The organism is Qipengyuania zhejiangensis (assembly GCF_035607565.1).
GTDB lineage: Bacteria > Pseudomonadota > Alphaproteobacteria > Sphingomonadales > Sphingomonadaceae > Qipengyuania > Qipengyuania zhejiangensis.
Map to the genome: position 1 here is coordinate 725,142 of NZ_JAYKGO010000003.1, position 14,374 is coordinate 739,515.

At 64.1% G+C, this 14,374-nt stretch carries 16 protein-coding genes; 7 read left to right on the forward strand and 9 right to left on the reverse strand.

Going from position 1 to position 14,374, the window contains the following annotated elements; translation table 11 throughout:
* Nucleotides 1–106: 106 nt before the first annotated feature.
* The 5 genes from secB (at nt 107) to VR863_RS11260 (ending at nt 4,590) form a co-directional block, all read left to right on the forward strand.
* Nucleotides 107–631, forward strand: coding sequence for a protein-export chaperone SecB (gene secB, locus VR863_RS11240; RefSeq protein ID WP_324828559.1), 525 nt, complete (start codon nt 107–109; stop codon nt 629–631).
* A gap of 27 nt (nt 632–658) precedes the next feature.
* Complete coding sequence (murJ, locus tag VR863_RS11245; RefSeq protein WP_324828560.1) at nt 659–2,233, forward strand: murein biosynthesis integral membrane protein MurJ; 1,575 nt, start codon at nt 659–661, stop codon at nt 2,231–2,233.
* A 62-nt stretch (nt 2,234–2,295) separates the two neighbouring features.
* A complete protein-coding gene (gene trpS, locus VR863_RS11250; protein WP_324828561.1) occupies nt 2,296–3,312 on the forward strand; it encodes a tryptophan--tRNA ligase in 1,017 nt (338 codons plus the stop codon).
* A gap of 168 nt (nt 3,313–3,480) precedes the next feature.
* Nucleotides 3,481–4,194 carry a DUF4136 domain-containing protein gene (locus VR863_RS11255; protein ID WP_324828562.1) on the forward strand — a complete coding sequence of 238 codons (714 nt, stop codon included), beginning with the start codon at nt 3,481–3,483 and terminating at the stop codon, nt 4,192–4,194.
* A gap of 105 nt (nt 4,195–4,299) precedes the next feature.
* Nucleotides 4,300–4,590: a hypothetical protein gene (locus VR863_RS11260; protein ID WP_324828563.1), complete on the forward strand. Its 291-nt coding sequence runs from the start codon at nt 4,300–4,302 to the stop codon at nt 4,588–4,590.
* On the opposite strand, the gene dut is transcribed toward VR863_RS11260, so the two are convergent.
* Nucleotides 4,587–5,048 (reverse strand): dUTP diphosphatase, encoded by a 462-nt coding sequence (gene dut, locus VR863_RS11265; protein WP_324828564.1) that lies wholly within the window; start codon nt 5,046–5,048, stop codon nt 4,587–4,589. The two genes, VR863_RS11260 and dut, sit on opposite strands and share 4 nt — an antisense overlap.
* The gene (locus tag VR863_RS11270) at nt 5,041–6,834 is read right to left on the reverse strand and encodes a bifunctional phosphopantothenoylcysteine decarboxylase/phosphopantothenate synthase (RefSeq protein WP_324828565.1); all 1,794 of its coding nucleotides are present in this window, start codon (nt 6,832–6,834) and stop codon (nt 5,041–5,043) included. Before VR863_RS11270 ends, dut begins: the two co-directional genes overlap by 8 nt.
* 124 nt (nt 6,835–6,958) lie before the next feature.
* On the opposite strand from VR863_RS11270, the gene VR863_RS11275 reads away from it, so the two are divergent.
* The gene (locus tag VR863_RS11275) at nt 6,959–7,348 is read left to right on the forward strand and encodes a hypothetical protein (RefSeq protein ID WP_324828566.1); all 390 of its coding nucleotides are present in this window, start codon (nt 6,959–6,961) and stop codon (nt 7,346–7,348) included.
* Here the strand turns inward: VR863_RS11275 and VR863_RS11280 are convergent.
* Genes VR863_RS11280 through VR863_RS11295 form a run of 4 tightly spaced genes read right to left on the reverse strand, consistent with a single transcriptional unit; the run spans nt 7,314 to nt 11,806 of the window.
* Entirely contained in the window at nt 7,314–8,369 is a 1,056-nt protein-coding gene (locus tag VR863_RS11280; protein ID WP_324828567.1) for a hypothetical protein, read from the reverse strand. The genes VR863_RS11275 and VR863_RS11280 overlap by 35 nt on opposite strands.
* A gap of 26 nt (nt 8,370–8,395) precedes the next feature.
* Nucleotides 8,396–9,541 carry a hypothetical protein gene (locus VR863_RS11285; RefSeq protein WP_324828568.1) on the reverse strand — a complete coding sequence of 382 codons (1,146 nt, stop codon included), beginning with the start codon at nt 9,539–9,541 and terminating at the stop codon, nt 8,396–8,398.
* Entirely contained in the window at nt 9,508–11,070 is a 1,563-nt protein-coding gene (gene ubiB, locus VR863_RS11290; RefSeq protein WP_324828569.1) for a 2-polyprenylphenol 6-hydroxylase, read from the reverse strand. The genes VR863_RS11285 and ubiB overlap by 34 nt, the downstream gene beginning before the upstream one ends.
* Before the next feature lie 4 nt (nt 11,071–11,074).
* Nucleotides 11,075–11,806 carry a class I SAM-dependent methyltransferase gene (locus VR863_RS11295; RefSeq protein ID WP_324828570.1) on the reverse strand — a complete coding sequence of 244 codons (732 nt, stop codon included), beginning with the start codon at nt 11,804–11,806 and terminating at the stop codon, nt 11,075–11,077.
* Nucleotides 11,807–11,862: 56 nt separating this feature from the next.
* Between VR863_RS11295 and mutM the strand changes: the two genes are divergently transcribed.
* Nucleotides 11,863–12,678 carry a bifunctional DNA-formamidopyrimidine glycosylase/DNA-(apurinic or apyrimidinic site) lyase gene (mutM, locus tag VR863_RS11300; protein ID WP_324828571.1) on the forward strand — a complete coding sequence of 272 codons (816 nt, stop codon included), beginning with the start codon at nt 11,863–11,865 and terminating at the stop codon, nt 12,676–12,678.
* Nucleotides 12,679–12,682: 4 nt separating this feature from the next.
* On the opposite strand, the gene VR863_RS11305 is transcribed toward mutM, so the two are convergent.
* The 3 genes from VR863_RS11305 to VR863_RS11315 all read right to left on the reverse strand — a co-directional run bounded on the left by VR863_RS11305 (nt 12,683) and on the right by VR863_RS11315 (nt 14,297).
* Entirely contained in the window at nt 12,683–13,354 is a 672-nt protein-coding gene (locus VR863_RS11305; RefSeq protein WP_324829265.1) for a glutathione S-transferase family protein, read from the reverse strand.
* A 78-nt stretch (nt 13,355–13,432) separates the two neighbouring features.
* Nucleotides 13,433–13,858: a hypothetical protein gene (locus VR863_RS11310; RefSeq protein ID WP_324828572.1), complete on the reverse strand. Its 426-nt coding sequence runs from the start codon at nt 13,856–13,858 to the stop codon at nt 13,433–13,435.
* A 76-nt stretch (nt 13,859–13,934) separates the two neighbouring features.
* Nucleotides 13,935–14,297 carry a hypothetical protein gene (locus VR863_RS11315; RefSeq protein ID WP_324828573.1) on the reverse strand — a complete coding sequence of 121 codons (363 nt, stop codon included), beginning with the start codon at nt 14,295–14,297 and terminating at the stop codon, nt 13,935–13,937.
* Between the last annotated feature and the right edge of the window lie 77 nt (nt 14,298–14,374).

Sequence of the window (14,374 nt, forward strand, 5' to 3'; positions counted from 1 at the left end):
GGATTGCCTGCCCCGCCGGCAAGTGCTAGGCGCGCGCTGCAATTGCCTGCCGCGGCCACATGGTCGGGGGCGGGGCACCTTTTCAACTGGATTGGAAACACACATCATGGCCGACGAAGGCGACGTTCTCACCAACCTGAACATGGATCCCGCAGCTGGTGCCAATGGCGCCGACAATCAGCCGCAGGTCGGGATCATCACCCAGTATGTGAAAGACCTTTCGGTCGAGAACCCCAACGCACCGGCATCCTTCCAGTGGGGCGAACAGCCCAAGCTCGACGTGCAGTTCAACATCGGGGCCGAACAGGCTGGCGATGACGTGCACGAAGTCAGCCTCAAGGTCACCGCAACGGCCACCACCAGCCAGGGCAATCTGTACCTGGTCGAACTGACCTATTGCGGCCTGATCGGCCTTCGCAATCTGCCCGACGAACACGCCCACGCGTTCCTGTTCGCCGAAGCGCCGCGCCTGCTGTTCCCGTTCGCCCGCAGCGTCGTGGCCGATGCCACGCGCGAAGCCGGCTTTGCCCCGCTGATGCTCGACCCGATCGACTTCGGTTCGCTTTATCAGCAGCAGCTGGCCAACCGCGCCCAGCAGCAGGGCGAAAACGCGCCAGCCGGCGAGGCCTGAGCCTGACCGCGTGAGCGGGGAGCGGCAATGAGCCTGCTCAAGAACGTCGGAACGATCGGCGGGCTGACCATGGTCAGCCGCGTCTTCGGCTTCGTGCGCGACATGTTGCTCGCCCGCGTGCTTGGCGCGGGCGGCGTGGCCGATGCCTGGCAGCTGGCCTTCCAGCTGCCGAACATATTTCGCCGCCTGTTCGCCGAAGGGGCCTTCGCCAGCGCCTTCGTTCCGCTGTTCAACCGCCGCATTGCCGGACAGGATGACGACATCGGCGAAGCGCGCCGGTTTGCCGAAGAAGTCCTGGCGTTCCTGATCCCGGTCCTGATCGTGTTCGGCGCGCTGGCGCTGATCGCGATGCCATGGATCGCGGGCCTGTTTGCCAACGAAGGGATCGAATCCGACCCCAGCCTGATGGATCTGGCCGTGCTGATGGCGCGGGTGGCGTTCCCGTATCTGGCTTTCATGAGCCTTGCGACGCTGTTTGCCGCAGTGCTCAATTCCCTCAGCCGCTTCGCCGCGGCCGCCGCTGCGCCGATCCTGCTGAACATCTGCATGATCGCCGCGCTGATCCTGGGGATGTCGCTTGGCGAAGGCATCGATGCGCGACGCATGACCGGTTTCTACCTGTCGATCGCCGTGACGATTTCCGGCCTCCTGCAACTGCTGTGGCTGTGGTGGTTCGCCCATCGCGCCGGGTTCCGGATGAAACTGCGCCGCCCGCGCGTGACATCGGGAGTCAAGGAACTGGGCCTGCTGATCCTGCCCGCCGTGTTCGGTGCCGGTGTCTATCAGATCAGCCGGTTCATCGACCTGTTCTTCATCTCGACCCTGCCCGACGGGGCATACAGTTTCCTTGCCTACGCCGACCGGCTGAACCAGTTGCCACTCGGCATCATCGGGATCGCGCTCGGCACGGCCATCCTGCCTTCGCTGTCGCGCCACATCGCGACCGATGACAGCGATGCGGCCCAGCGCCTGCAGTCGAACGCCATCGAATTGTCCATGCTGCTGACCGTCCCTGCCGCAATCGCCCTGTTCGTGACAGGCAGCGCCTTCACCCAGGCCTTTTACACCGGCGGGGCGTTTACCCTGGCCGATGCCATGAACACGGGCGCGGTCGTCAGCGCGCTGGTCGTGGGACTTCCCGCCTATGTCCTGATCAAGGTGCTGGTCCCCAATTTCTTCGCCCGCAAGGATACCCGCACACCGGTCTTCACCGCCGGAACATCGCTGATCCTGAACGTGGCGCTGAACTTCGTGCTGGTTCCGCGGCTGGGCGTGGTGGGGCTTGCGCTGGCCGGATCGGCAGCGGCCTGGACCAACGCCGCCTTGCTTTACATCATTCTGAGACGGAAGAACTATTTCCACATGACCGCGCGGGTCGTTGGACGGCTTGCCCGGATAATCATCGCAGCGACGTTGATGGGCGCAGCCTTGTGGTTCGCCATGCCATTCGGTGCCGGGCTCTACGCAGGCGACGCGCTGGAACGGATCGGAACCATCCTGGCGCTGGTTGCGCTGGGCGCGGTGGTTTATTTCAGCCTGGCCGCCGCCCTCGGCGTGGTGAACCGCGAAACGCTGGAGCGGTTGACCAAGCGGCAGGCTTGACAATCGTCGCTACGGCCTAGACCGCACGGCCTCCTTTCATTCGCTACTGCACAAGGACCGTCATGCGCGTCGTTTCCGGCATCCAGCCCACGGGCAATCTCCATCTTGGCAACTATCTGGGGGCGATCCGCAACTGGGTGCGGATGCAGGACGACATGGCGCAAGGCAGCCAGTGCCTGTTCTTTCTGGCCGATCTTCACGCGATTTCGATGCCGCACGATCCCGCCGAATTGCGCAAGGGCACGCTCGAAATGGCCGCCGCGCTGGTTGCCTGCGGGATCGATCCCCAGCGTTCGGTGCTGTTCAACCAGGCCCAGGTGCCCGCACATGCCGAATTGCAATGGCTGCTGAGCGGCACGGCCCGCATGGGCTGGCTCAACCGCATGACGCAATGGAAGGACAAGGCAGGCAAGAACCGCGAAGGCCAATCGGTGGCGCTGTTCGGTTATCCCGTGCTCCAGGCGGCCGACGTTCTGCTGTATCAGGCCACGCATGTTCCGGTTGGCGAAGACCAGAAGCAGCATCTGGAACTGGCGCGCGACATTGCCCAGAAGTTCAACAACGATTTCGCATCGGAAAGCACGCCGGTGTTCACGCTGCCCGACGCAATCGTGCCCCAGCAGGCCGCACGGATCATGTCCCTGCGCGATGGCATGGCCAAGATGAGCAAATCCGACCCTTCGGAAATGAGCCGGATCAACCTGGCCGACGATGCCGATACGATCATGAAGAAGGTCAAGAAGGCCAAGACCGATCCCGAACCCCTGCCGTCCGAGCAAGCCGGACTTGGCGGGCGGCCCGAGGCGCTGAATCTCGTCACCATCTATTCCGCGCTGTCCGACAGTTCGATCGACCAGGTGCTCGCCGATCATGGCGGACAGGGCTTTGGCAGCTTCAAGCCGGCGCTGGGGGAATTGCTGGTGGAAACGCTGCGTCCGATTTCCGCCCGCTTCACCGACCTGATGACCGACCGCGAGGCGCTCGATGCGATCCTGGCGCGCGGGGCATCGCAAGCGCGCGAAATCGGCACCCCCACGCTCGACGCGGCGTACCGCGCGCTTGGCCTCGTCCGCGGCTGAAAACGCCCGCGAATACTGCAACATATGTGAATCTGGGTATTCAATCCGGGTTCATCGACAGACCGGTAGTTATCCAGCCATTCGCTAAGGCCATGCCAAGGGGAAAGAGCGGGCTTCGCGGTCGCGCAAAAGCGTGTACCATCCGTTCGATTTTCGAAAGGGACTGAGATGACTGACCTTACCAGGGGTTGGGGGCGTAAACTCAAGCTCGCCTCCGTTCCGATGATCCTGGCAGGCCTTGCCGCCTGCGCCACGCCGTTCAAGGCCGATGTATCGCGTTTCCAGACGCAGCTACCGGCTCCGCAGGGCGAAAGCTATTTTGTCGTGGCCGACGATCCGGCGCTCGCCGGTGGCCTCGAATTCGCGCAATACGCCGATCTTGTCGAAGCCCAGATGAACCGGCTTGGCTATGCCGAAGCGGCTTCGCCCGACAACGCGACCCTGCTCGTTCGCTTCGACTATGGTGTCGATAACGGGCGGGAACGCGTGCAGACCACGGGCTTCCACGACCCGTTCTATTCGCCGTGGTACGGCTACCGCAGCCCCTTCTATGGCTCGCGCATGAGTTCGCGATTCGGTTTCTACCGCCCGCGTTCGTTTGGCAGCCGCTGGGGTTACGGGTTCTATGATCCGTGGTTCGGTGGACCCGAAGTGCACAGCTACACCGTGTACACCAGCGGCATCGACATGAAGATCGACCGCGCCGCGACCGGCGAACGCCTGTTCGAAGGCAAGGCCCAGGCCATGTCGACTTCGGATCGCCTGCAATACCTCGTCCCGAACCTGGTCGAAGCCATGTTCACCGACTTCCCCGGCAATTCGGGCGAAACCGTGCGCATTTCGATCGCGCCGGAAAAGACCACGGTGCGCCGGATCGACTGATCGGACAGCAAACCGAAACCAAGGAAGGGCGGCTCCGGATCGGGCCGCCCTTTTCGGTTTCATCGAAGCTGCTAGGATACCCCAGCGCAGATTTTGGGAGCGGGCATGATGAACGACCTGGCCAGAACCGGACAACCCAACTGGCGGATCATCGGCTGGGCGGGGCTTCTGGCGCTGCTGCTGGTGCCCGCTATTGCCATGCAGTTTACCCGCGAGGTGGCCTGGGGACCGGGCGATTTCGTGGTCATGGGCGTTCTTCTGGCAGCGGTTGGCCTGGGCGTCGAAGCCGCGGTTCGGCTGGTTCGATCCCCGCGTAACAGACTGCTGGTGTGCGCCGCCATCGTGATGGCGTTCTTGCTGGTGTGGGCCGAACTGGCCGTAGGCATCTTCAACTAGGCCAGCGTATCGTGCCCACCGGTTGAACCGAACCCGCCCGTTCCGCGGGCGGTTTCGTCAAGATCGTCGACTTCGTGCCATGCGGCCTGCGTCACCGGGGCAAGCACCAGTTGCGCGATGCGATCACCCCGCGCGATGGCGAAATCGGCCGCGCCATGGTTGATCATGATGATTTTCAGTTCACCGCGATAATCGCTGTCGATCGTGCCGGGTGTGTTGGGCACGGTCACACCATGCTTGAGCGCGAGGCCCGAACGCGGGCGCACCTGTATTTCATACCCTTCGGGGATAGCCACCGCCAGGCCGGTTGCCACCGCGTGGCGTTGGCCCGGCTGCAAGGTAACATCTTCGGCGGCGACCACATCCATCCCGGCGGCGCCGGTGGTTGCGTAAGCCGGCAGCGCCACATCGCGACCATGTTCAAGGCGCTTGATACGCACCCCGACGGGGTCAGTCATCCTCGTCATCTCCGACAGTGGCAAGCGCATCTGCGGCCATCTTTACCAGCGTGCGCGCTACATCTTCCTTGGGCATTTCAGGCAGGCTTTGCACGCCGCCCGAAGTGACCACGTGAACCTGGTTCATATCGCCGCCCATCACGCTTTCACCTTCGGAGAAGGATACGTTGTTGGCGATGATCCAGTCCACGCCCTTGCGCTTGCGCTTGGATTTGGCGTTTTCGATCACGTTTTCGGTTTCGGCGGCGAAGCCGATCAGCAGCGGCGGACGCTTGCGCCCAGCCGCAACGCTGGCGAGGATATCGGGATTTTCGGCCAGGATCAGGGCCGGCGGCGCGCTGCCGCGCTTCTTCATTTTTTCGCCTGCGATATGCTTGCTCTTCCAGTCAGCGACAGCGGCGACCATGAAGGCGATATCGGCCGGAAGCGCGTTGCGCACTTCTTCGGCCATGTCGTCGGCGGTTTCGACATCGATACGGTCGACGCCCGGAGGGGTCGGCAAATGCACCGGGCCGGTCACCAGCGTGACACGCGCACCCGCGGCGGCGGCCATGGCGGCAATGGCAAAGCCCTGTTTCCCGCTCGACCGGTTGGCGATGTAACGCACCGGATCGATCGGCTCACGCGTGGGGCCGGCGGTGATCAGCACATGCTTCCCGTAGAGCGGGCGATGTTCGGGATCGGGATCGAATTCGGGTTGGCCAGCCAGCGGCGAATCCTCGAACGCGACTTCGGCGCGCTGCACTTCTTCGGCAAAAGGCTGCGGACGCGCGGCCATATCCAGCCTGGCGACTTCGTGGTTGATCGCTTCGGGATCGGTCGGCGGCGCCGATGCGGCCTTGCCCTTCTTTGCCAGAAGCGGTCCGCCGGGTGCGGGCGCTGGAATGGCGTCTTCGGCAGGTGCGTCGCCTTCGTCGGCGAAGGCATCTTCGGCGACGTCCGCTTCGTCGATTTCGGGCAGTTCTTCCAGCTCGGCCTCGATTTCCTCGTGGCTGCGGCGGCTGGTGCTGCGGGGGATGATCGCGGAAAGAAGACCGCTCAGGCTGCGGCCGGTCTTGCTGACGTATTCCTCGACCTCTTCTTCGTCCTCCGGCTCCAGAGCTTCGGCGGCAAGGTCGTCGGCAGCGGCATCGGGCGCTTCAAGCTGCGCGGGTGGCGGCGCGGGAAGTTCGGGAAGATCGATGTCGAGATCGAGTTCTTTGGCAATCGCCGCAAGGATCGCGGCCGGTTCGGGCAGGCGGCCCGGACCAAATTCACCGCACGCCATCGGCCCTTCGTCGGGATCGAGCACCTTCACGCCTGCCTGGCGCAGCCAGTCGGCGTTGCGCTGGGTGGCCGAATGCTCCCACATCTTCACGTTCATTGCCGGAACGGTCAACACCGGCTTGTCGGTCGCCAGAATCAGCGTGGTGGCGAGATCGTCGGCGATGCCTGCGGCCATCTTGGCCAACAGGTCCGCGGTGGCCGGGCACACAACCACCAGATCGGCCTCACGGCTGAGTTGGATATGCCCCATCTCGACCTCGTCCTTGAGGTCGAACAGCGAGGTATAGACCTTGTTTTCCGACAGGGCGGCCAGCGCCATCGGGGTGACGAACTGTTGCCCGCCATCGGTCAGCACGCAGGTTACCGACCCGCCCGCCTTGCGGATAAGCCGCACCAGTTCGCACGCCTTGTAAGCGGCGATGCCGCCACCGATGACAAGCAGGATGCGCGGGCCGCTCACGCCGGAGCCCCGCTTGGTTTCGTCACTCGCGCGGGGTTCCACGCGGATCGGCGAATGCATTCCCATCGTCTCATCTACGCGCTTGCTAGCGCCCCCTGTTCATCATGGCCAGCGCCTTGCGCTCTCCGATTGCTCCACAGGCCGTAGCGCCCTATGGTTTAAAAAAGGGAAACGGGAGGGGCCAATGCACGTAATTCTTAGCGCGATCATCCTTTTGGGTGCGATACTGAACCTGGTTATCGGAACGGGGTTTCTTGTTAATCCTGCGACTGCGGGGGCCGATTTCGGCCTGGCCGTCACCAGCGTTCACGGCAGTTCGACCTTGCGCGGCGATATGACCGCGTTCTTCTACATCACGGCGCTTTCGATGGGCTGGGGCGCGTGGCGCAGGCGGGGCGACGTGTTGCTGGCGGCTCTGGGGCTTTACGGCATCGCCTTTACCGGTCGGGCCATCAACCTGGCGTCCGAAGGAACCTATGCCGGATGGATGATGCCGATGGCGGTCGAAGGCATCACGGTCATCGTGCTGCTGGTGGCGATCAGGTCGTGGGGCTGGCCGAAGCCGTCTGCCTGAACGAGGCGGCCAGATCGCCGAATGCGCGCGGCACAAAGGCAAGACCGACACCGTATGCGGGCACGAACAGCCCCATCCAGTAGAAGTTTTCCTGCCGCGCGAAAACGGCAACGGCAAAAATGAAGCCAGCAAACCACAGCGTGGCAAACGCCCCGAGGCGGCCGCCGAGCGCGGCCCAGCCAAGCAAGGGCAGGACGCCGAGCGGTCCGGCAAGCCACGACGGCAGCACTTGCAGCAGCGTTGTGATGTGGATGCCATAGAGCGGCAGCGATGGGCCAAACAGGCCCTTCCAGCCGGGTGAAGTCATGTCGCCGGGAAGCCGGGCCGCATCGACCGCGTTGGCGTGAAGCCACAGGCCGGCCACGACCAGCGCTATCGCGGCGAACACCGCGGCGGGTTCACGCCGATGGCCCGCCACCAGCGCGATGGCGGCCCAGGCGAACAGGAACGGCATGGCCAGTTCGCGTATGGCGACCCCGATTACCGCAAGGACCAGGCCCGCAACCCACCACCGCGTGGCCGAAAGCGCCAGCGCGAGCGATACGAACAGCCCGGCCAGGCATTCGTGCGAATACGGGATAATGGGAATGAAGGCGACGGCGCCGAACAGGGCGGACAAGACCATGGCCGCATCGCGTTCGCGCCCACTGGCAAGCGGGCCGAGGGCAAGGAACCACGCCGCGATATTTGCGCTCCACAGGAGCGCCGCGGCCACGCGCCACCCCCATTCACCCCACAGCGCACTGGTCCACGCGAGCACGGGCGTCCGGACCGTCACGAACGGCTTGGTCGGGAAAGTGAATTCGCGGTTTCCGGCGGTGGCCACGGCGTAATAATCCTGGCCCGCCGCCACCTGCGCGTGGACCTGCCGGTAAAGATCCATGTCGATCTTTTCCCCGCGGTCCAGCCGCTGGGCGATATCGCTCGTGTGCGCCGTGTCGCGAACCTCGAGCGCCCACGCGTTCCACGCCGATGCGGCAATGATCAGCGCGGCGATGGCCGCCGCCAGCCAACGGGGCATTCGGGCAAGTGGGCGGTCGGGCAAGGTCATCGTGCACCTCGCGCAGCCGAGAAGAGCGAACGAAGCACCATCGGCACGAACGCCAGCCCGACGAACATCGTCGGCGCGATGACGGCGCCCCAGTAGAAGTTGTTGGCGCGCCCCGCGATCATGAAGGCGAGGCCATAGCCAAGATACAGCAAGGTGCCGGTCGCACCCGCATCCGATTTCCATCCGGCCCAGCCCAGAACCATCAGCAGGACCAGGGGTCCGGCCAATTCATGCGGCAGAAAACGCAGGTTCGACGACAATACGATATTGCCCAGCCAGCCGCCCAGCCCGCGCAACACAAGCCAATCGGGGCTTTCGGGATCGCCCGGCAGGACATGGGGGGAAACCAGCGCCAGGTGCCACGCCATTGCCGCCAGGAAAATCGCCACCAGCGCGGACCAGGCCGCTGCTTCTTTCCAATCGCGACGCCATGCCGCCATCGCGCCCATCAGCAGCACGAAGGGCAGCACGTGTTCGCGAATGGCCAGTGCCAGCGCGGACACAGCCAGCGCCCAACCCCAGCGACCGGGACGATGCAGCCCGAAGGCAAGCGCAACCAGCATCCCGGCCCACAATTCATGGAGGACGAAATAATACCGGTTGAGGCCCAGCGATGCGCCAAGAAACATGAGGGCCGCCCCGATCCGCCTGACCGGTTCGCCGCCAGGTTCATCGCCCAGCCTGCGCCACCATGCCCACACCACCGCCAGCATCAACGCAACCGCCAACCCGATCAGTCCGCCTTCGCCGGCAACGGCGTGAATATAGGCAAGCGTCGGCAAGCGCACGGCCACACCCGGATGCACCGGATAATCGCGCACCCGCTGTTCTTCGACGATAAAGTCGTAATAGTTTTCGCCGCCTTCGATCCGCTCGATCACGCGATCGTAGAAGGCAAGGTCTTCGTCGCGTTCGGGCGTTTTTGCCGGAGCGCCCGCCGTTGGCGCGGAAAATTCAGGCACTTCGGACGGCGTTCCGTCCATGCTCGCGGTAAGCGGGGTCAGGGCCGCCAGGACCATCAGGCCGACCAGCGCGACAATTACGGCGCGCGCAGGCCATGCGCGCCAGTGGGCGAAGCGGTCCCAGGCGGGCGCCGCATCGGTCCCCGTCAGCCGATCAACCCTTGCGTTATCGCCGCCCATGCTGCGAGACCCCCTGCCAGTGCGGCCACGGCATAGCCCAGCAGCCCCCGGGAATTCTCCTTTGCGGCGCGCTTTTCCCACATCAATTGGATGTCGGGCAGCGGCGGCGGTTCAGGCGCGCCCCCCTTGGCCGGGTAGGTATCCTCGATGCGGCGGACCAGTTCGGGGATCCGCAACAGGGTTTCGGTATCGGTGCGGATGCGGTCGGCGATGGCGGCTTCGGGGCCCAGTTCGTCACGGATCCAGCTGCGCACGAACGGCGCGGACACATCCCACATGTTGATCTTGGGGTTGAGCTGGGTGGCGATCCCTTCGACCATCACCATGGTTTTCTGCAGCAACAGCAGGTGCGGCTGGGTCTGCATGTCGAAATCGCGCGTGATGGCAAACAGGCCGTCCAGCATCTGGCCGACCGAAAGCTCGCTCACCGGTTTGCCGCGCATCGGTTCGCCCACCGCGCGCAGCGCCGTCGCGAATTCATCGACATTGTGATAGCTGGGCACATATTGCGCCTCGAAGTGGATTTCCGCGACGCGTTTGTAATTGCCCGTGGTCAGGCCGTAGAGAATTTCCGCCAGCCACATGCGCGCACGCCGGTCGATCCGGCCCATGATCCCGAAATCGATGGCCGCGATGGTCCCGTCCGCTTTCACGAACAGGTTCCCCTGATGCATGTCCGCGTGGAAGAAGCCCGCGGAAATGGCCTGCTTCAGAAAGGCCAGCACAAGGCGGTTGGCGATTTCGGCGGTGTCGTGGCCGGCGCCCTTTAGCGCCTCGACATTGCTGATCTTGATACCGTCGATCCAGTCGATGGTCATCACCCGGCCATTGGTCCGGTCCCAGTCGATATCGGGAATTTCGTACCCGGCTGTGCCGATCATGTGCTCGGCCAGTTCGGATGCCGAAGCCGCTTCACGCCGCAAATCCAGCTCGCGGTTGGTCCACCGCTTGAAATTGGCGATGGTCAGCCGGGGCCGCAGCCGCGTGGCTTCCCCGCCCAGGCTTTCGAGATGGGCCGCCGCCCATTCGTAGGTGTCGATATCGCGCGCAAACTGTTCGCGGACGCCGGGGCGCAGCACCTTGACCGCTACCGCACGCCCCTCGGTCGTCACGGCGCGGTGAACCTGCGCGATGGACGCGGCGCCAACGGGCACAGGATCGAATTCGCTGTATAGCGCCTCGAGAGGCTGTTCGAAGCTCGTCTCGATGCTCTGCCTGATCAGTTCGAAGGCCACCGGGGGCAGGTCGTCCTGCAGGCTCAGCAGGTTGCGTGCTGCATCCTCGCCCACAAGGTCGGGGCGGGTGGCCAGTGTCTGGCCCAGCTTGATCGCAGCCGGACCGATGTCGCGGAAAGCCCCCGCGTAATCCGGCTCGCGCGGCTGGACCGTTCCGAACCGCGCGATCCGTGCAAGGCGCTTGACCTGGGGCGGTGTGTTGGGATCGCGTTCGATCCCGCGCAGCGCGCCGTGCCTGGCAAGCGTGCGCCCCCACGTCAGCAGGCGGAAAATATGGGTCGAAGGTCGTGCCACGCGGCTAGACCTTCCACCCCGAATGGATCGCAACCAGGCCGCCCATGATCGGTTCGACCCGCGTGTTTGCGAAACCGGCATCGCGTATCATCGCTTCGAAACCGGGCATGTCGGGGAATCGGCGGATCGATTCGATCAGGTAACGGTAGCTTTCCTCGTCCCCGGCGATGGCCTTGCCGATCCGCGGCACGAGCTTGTGGGAATAAAGGTCGTACGCTTCCTTGAATCCGGGCCATTCGACGGTCGAGAATTCGAGGCAGTAGAACCGCCCCCCGTATTTCAGAACCCGGTGCGCTTCTTTCAGGGCCCGGTCGATATGGGTCACGTTCCGGATGCCGAACGCGATCGTGTAGGCGTCGAACACGCCGCGCTCGAACGCCAGTTCTTCTGCGTTCTGGCGGCTCCACACCAGCCCGTCGATCCCGCGATCCATCGCGCGTTCGATACCAACATCCAGCATGTCCTGATTGATATCGGACACCGTGACGCTGGCGCCCCTTTCGGCCATGCGAAAGGCGATGTCGCCCGTGCCGCCCGCCATGTCGAGGATCGCTTCGCCCGGCTGGGGTTTCACCCGGCGAACGAAGCGGTCTTTCCACAATCGGTGCATCCCGCCCGACATCGCATCGTTCATGATGTCGTATTTGGCGGCGACGTTGGAAAAGACCTCGCCCACGCGACCGGTCTTTTCCTCTGCATCGATGTCTTCGTATCCGAAGGAAACAGTTTCGTTCATGGGGCGGTGCCTTAGGGGGAATTGAGACCAGCGCAAAGGGTGTTAGAGGGAAGTCCATGCCAGAGCTGCCCGAAGTCGAAACAACCGTCCGCGGCCTTGCCCGGTTCCTGCAGGGGGAACGGATCGTCAGTGTCCGCGTCAACCGGCCCGACATGCGGCGCCCCTTCCCGCCCGATCTGGTCCAGGCCCTGACCGGCGCCACGGTATCGGGGCTGACGCGGCGCGCAAAATACGGCATCCTTCATACCGATCGCGATCATGCCATGGTGTTCCACCTGGGGATGAGTGGCCGCTGGCGGATCGATCCTGACCAGCCCGAAAAGCACGATCACCTGGTCCTGGAAACGGCGGAGCACGTCTTTGCGTTGAACGATCCGCGCCGGTTCGGTTCGGTCGACCTGTTGCTGGCGCCCGAACTGGATGCATGGCCGCCGTTCGCAGCGCTCGGCCCCGAGCCGCTGGGCGACCTGCTGACCGCCGCGCATCTGCGCGCGGCGACCAAAGGGCGCAAACAGGCCATCAAGCTGCTGCTGCTCGATCAGCGGATTATCGCGGGTCTTGGCAATATCTATGTGTGCGAGGCGTTGTGGCGCAGCGGCATTCACCCGCGCAAAGCCGGGGGCAAGGTGACCATGCCGCAGCTGGAACGACTGGTGCCGATGATCCGCGAGGTGCTCGAACAATCGATCCGGGATGGCGGATCGACCTTGCGCGATTTCGCGCAGCCCGACGGGGAGCTGGGTTATTTTGCGACGCGCTTCGATGTCTATGGGCGCGAGGGGCAGGCCTGCCACCGCGACGACGGCGGCGTCATCCGGCGGTTTGTCCAGGGCGGGCGCAGCACGTGGTTCTGCCCGGTGTGCCAGAAATGAAGGGTCAGGCGTCGACCATCGCGTAATGCGCGGGCGGCGGCAGGCCTTCCATCTTTTCCGACAGGAGCGGGCGGAAGCTGGGGCGGCTTTTCATCACCGAATACCAGTGGCGCGCCTGGTCATGGCCCTTCCAGTCGATCCCGCCGAGATAGTCGGCAACCGAAATCTGAGCGGCACAGGCAAGGTCGGCCAACCCAAGGGTCGATCCCGCGACCCAGTTGCGCGTGTCCACCAGCCAGTCGATGTAATCGAGATGACCGTGCGCCATCTTCATCGCTTCGCGCAGCACGCGCGAATCGGGCGGCTGGCGCAGGAAGAGGCGTTTCTTCATCCGTTCATGAAGAAGCGGCATAGTGACATCGTTGTAGAAATTTTCGTCGAACAGGGCGACCAGACGGCGGATTTCCGCACGCTGGAGTGCGGACCCGTTGATCATGGGATTGCGTTCGACCGTTTCTTCCAGGAATTCGCAGATTGCCTGGCTGTCGTTCAGCGTGATCCGCCGTGACGGATCGTGCAGCACTGGCGTACGGCCCGCAGGATTGAGCTGCCAGAATTCCTCGCGCGCATCCCACGGATTTTCCCGCACCAGTTCATAGGCGACATTCTTTTCGCCCATCAGCAGGCGCAACTTGCGGCTGAAGGGGCACAAAGGGAACTGATGGAGCTGCCACATGGAACGTATACCCATGCACCAGCGGCGCCCGCGCGTCCACTGGTGCGCACGGGGCGAACGGCGATTTTTCCGGTTAAATCAGTCCTGGGGCGGAAGGGCGCGTTTCAACTGGTCCGCCATGTCACGCAAGGCGGGCATCATCGCTGCCAGACCTTCGGCCATACCGCCCATCGCCTGCATCGCACGCGGGACCGCAACGGCCACGCCTTCGCTGACCTGTCCGGCATCGGGAGCCATCTTGCGCAAGGTCAGATCGGGATCGACCGCTTCGGCCTGTTCGCCCGCCATTTCGGCCGCAGCCTTGGCCAGCGAGGCAATCGGCATATCCAGCAACACTTCGGTCATCGTCTGCACCATCAGCGCCATGTCGCGCTGGCGATCGGGATCGCGCATCTGGTCGGCCATGTCCGCCAGCGGCGGCGCGTCTTGCGGTGGTGCAGCCTGCGCGGCGGCAGGTGTGGCAACCATCGCCATGATGGCGGCAGGCAGGATCAGTGTGCGCATGACCGGGTTCCCCGAAATAGACGTTCTGCGATGCGCCCACCTGAGGCAGCCGTGCTGACTTGCCGCTGAACGGCGGTTACAATCCCGATGCGTCGAGCATCAGCAGGCAGGAAGGCATGATTTCCTCAAGCCTGCCCGGTTGCTGCAAGGCCTCGCTCTCGGGGCGCAAATATTCGCCCAGCCCGGTCCGCGTTGCGCCGGTTTCGTCCATTATGCGGGCCATGGAGCGCACGAAATACTCACGGCCCCGCTCGGCCAGTTCGGGCCAGCTTTCATCCGCGACGGTTCCGTCCTGCTGCTGCCGCGATGCCAGCGCAAAGGCGACCGAACAGCGCAGGGCGATCTGCTGCGTCTGATCGAGCGGGACGGGCGACGTTTCGATGATCTGCGGTGCCGCGACCTGCGCGGCCAGCAAGGATGCGGCAAGAATGAGTGTCATGAACGCCAGCCTATCCTGCGCCGCCTTAACCGCAAGCAACTTCGCTTGCGGCCCGCGCGCGGCTTCCCTAACCCCCG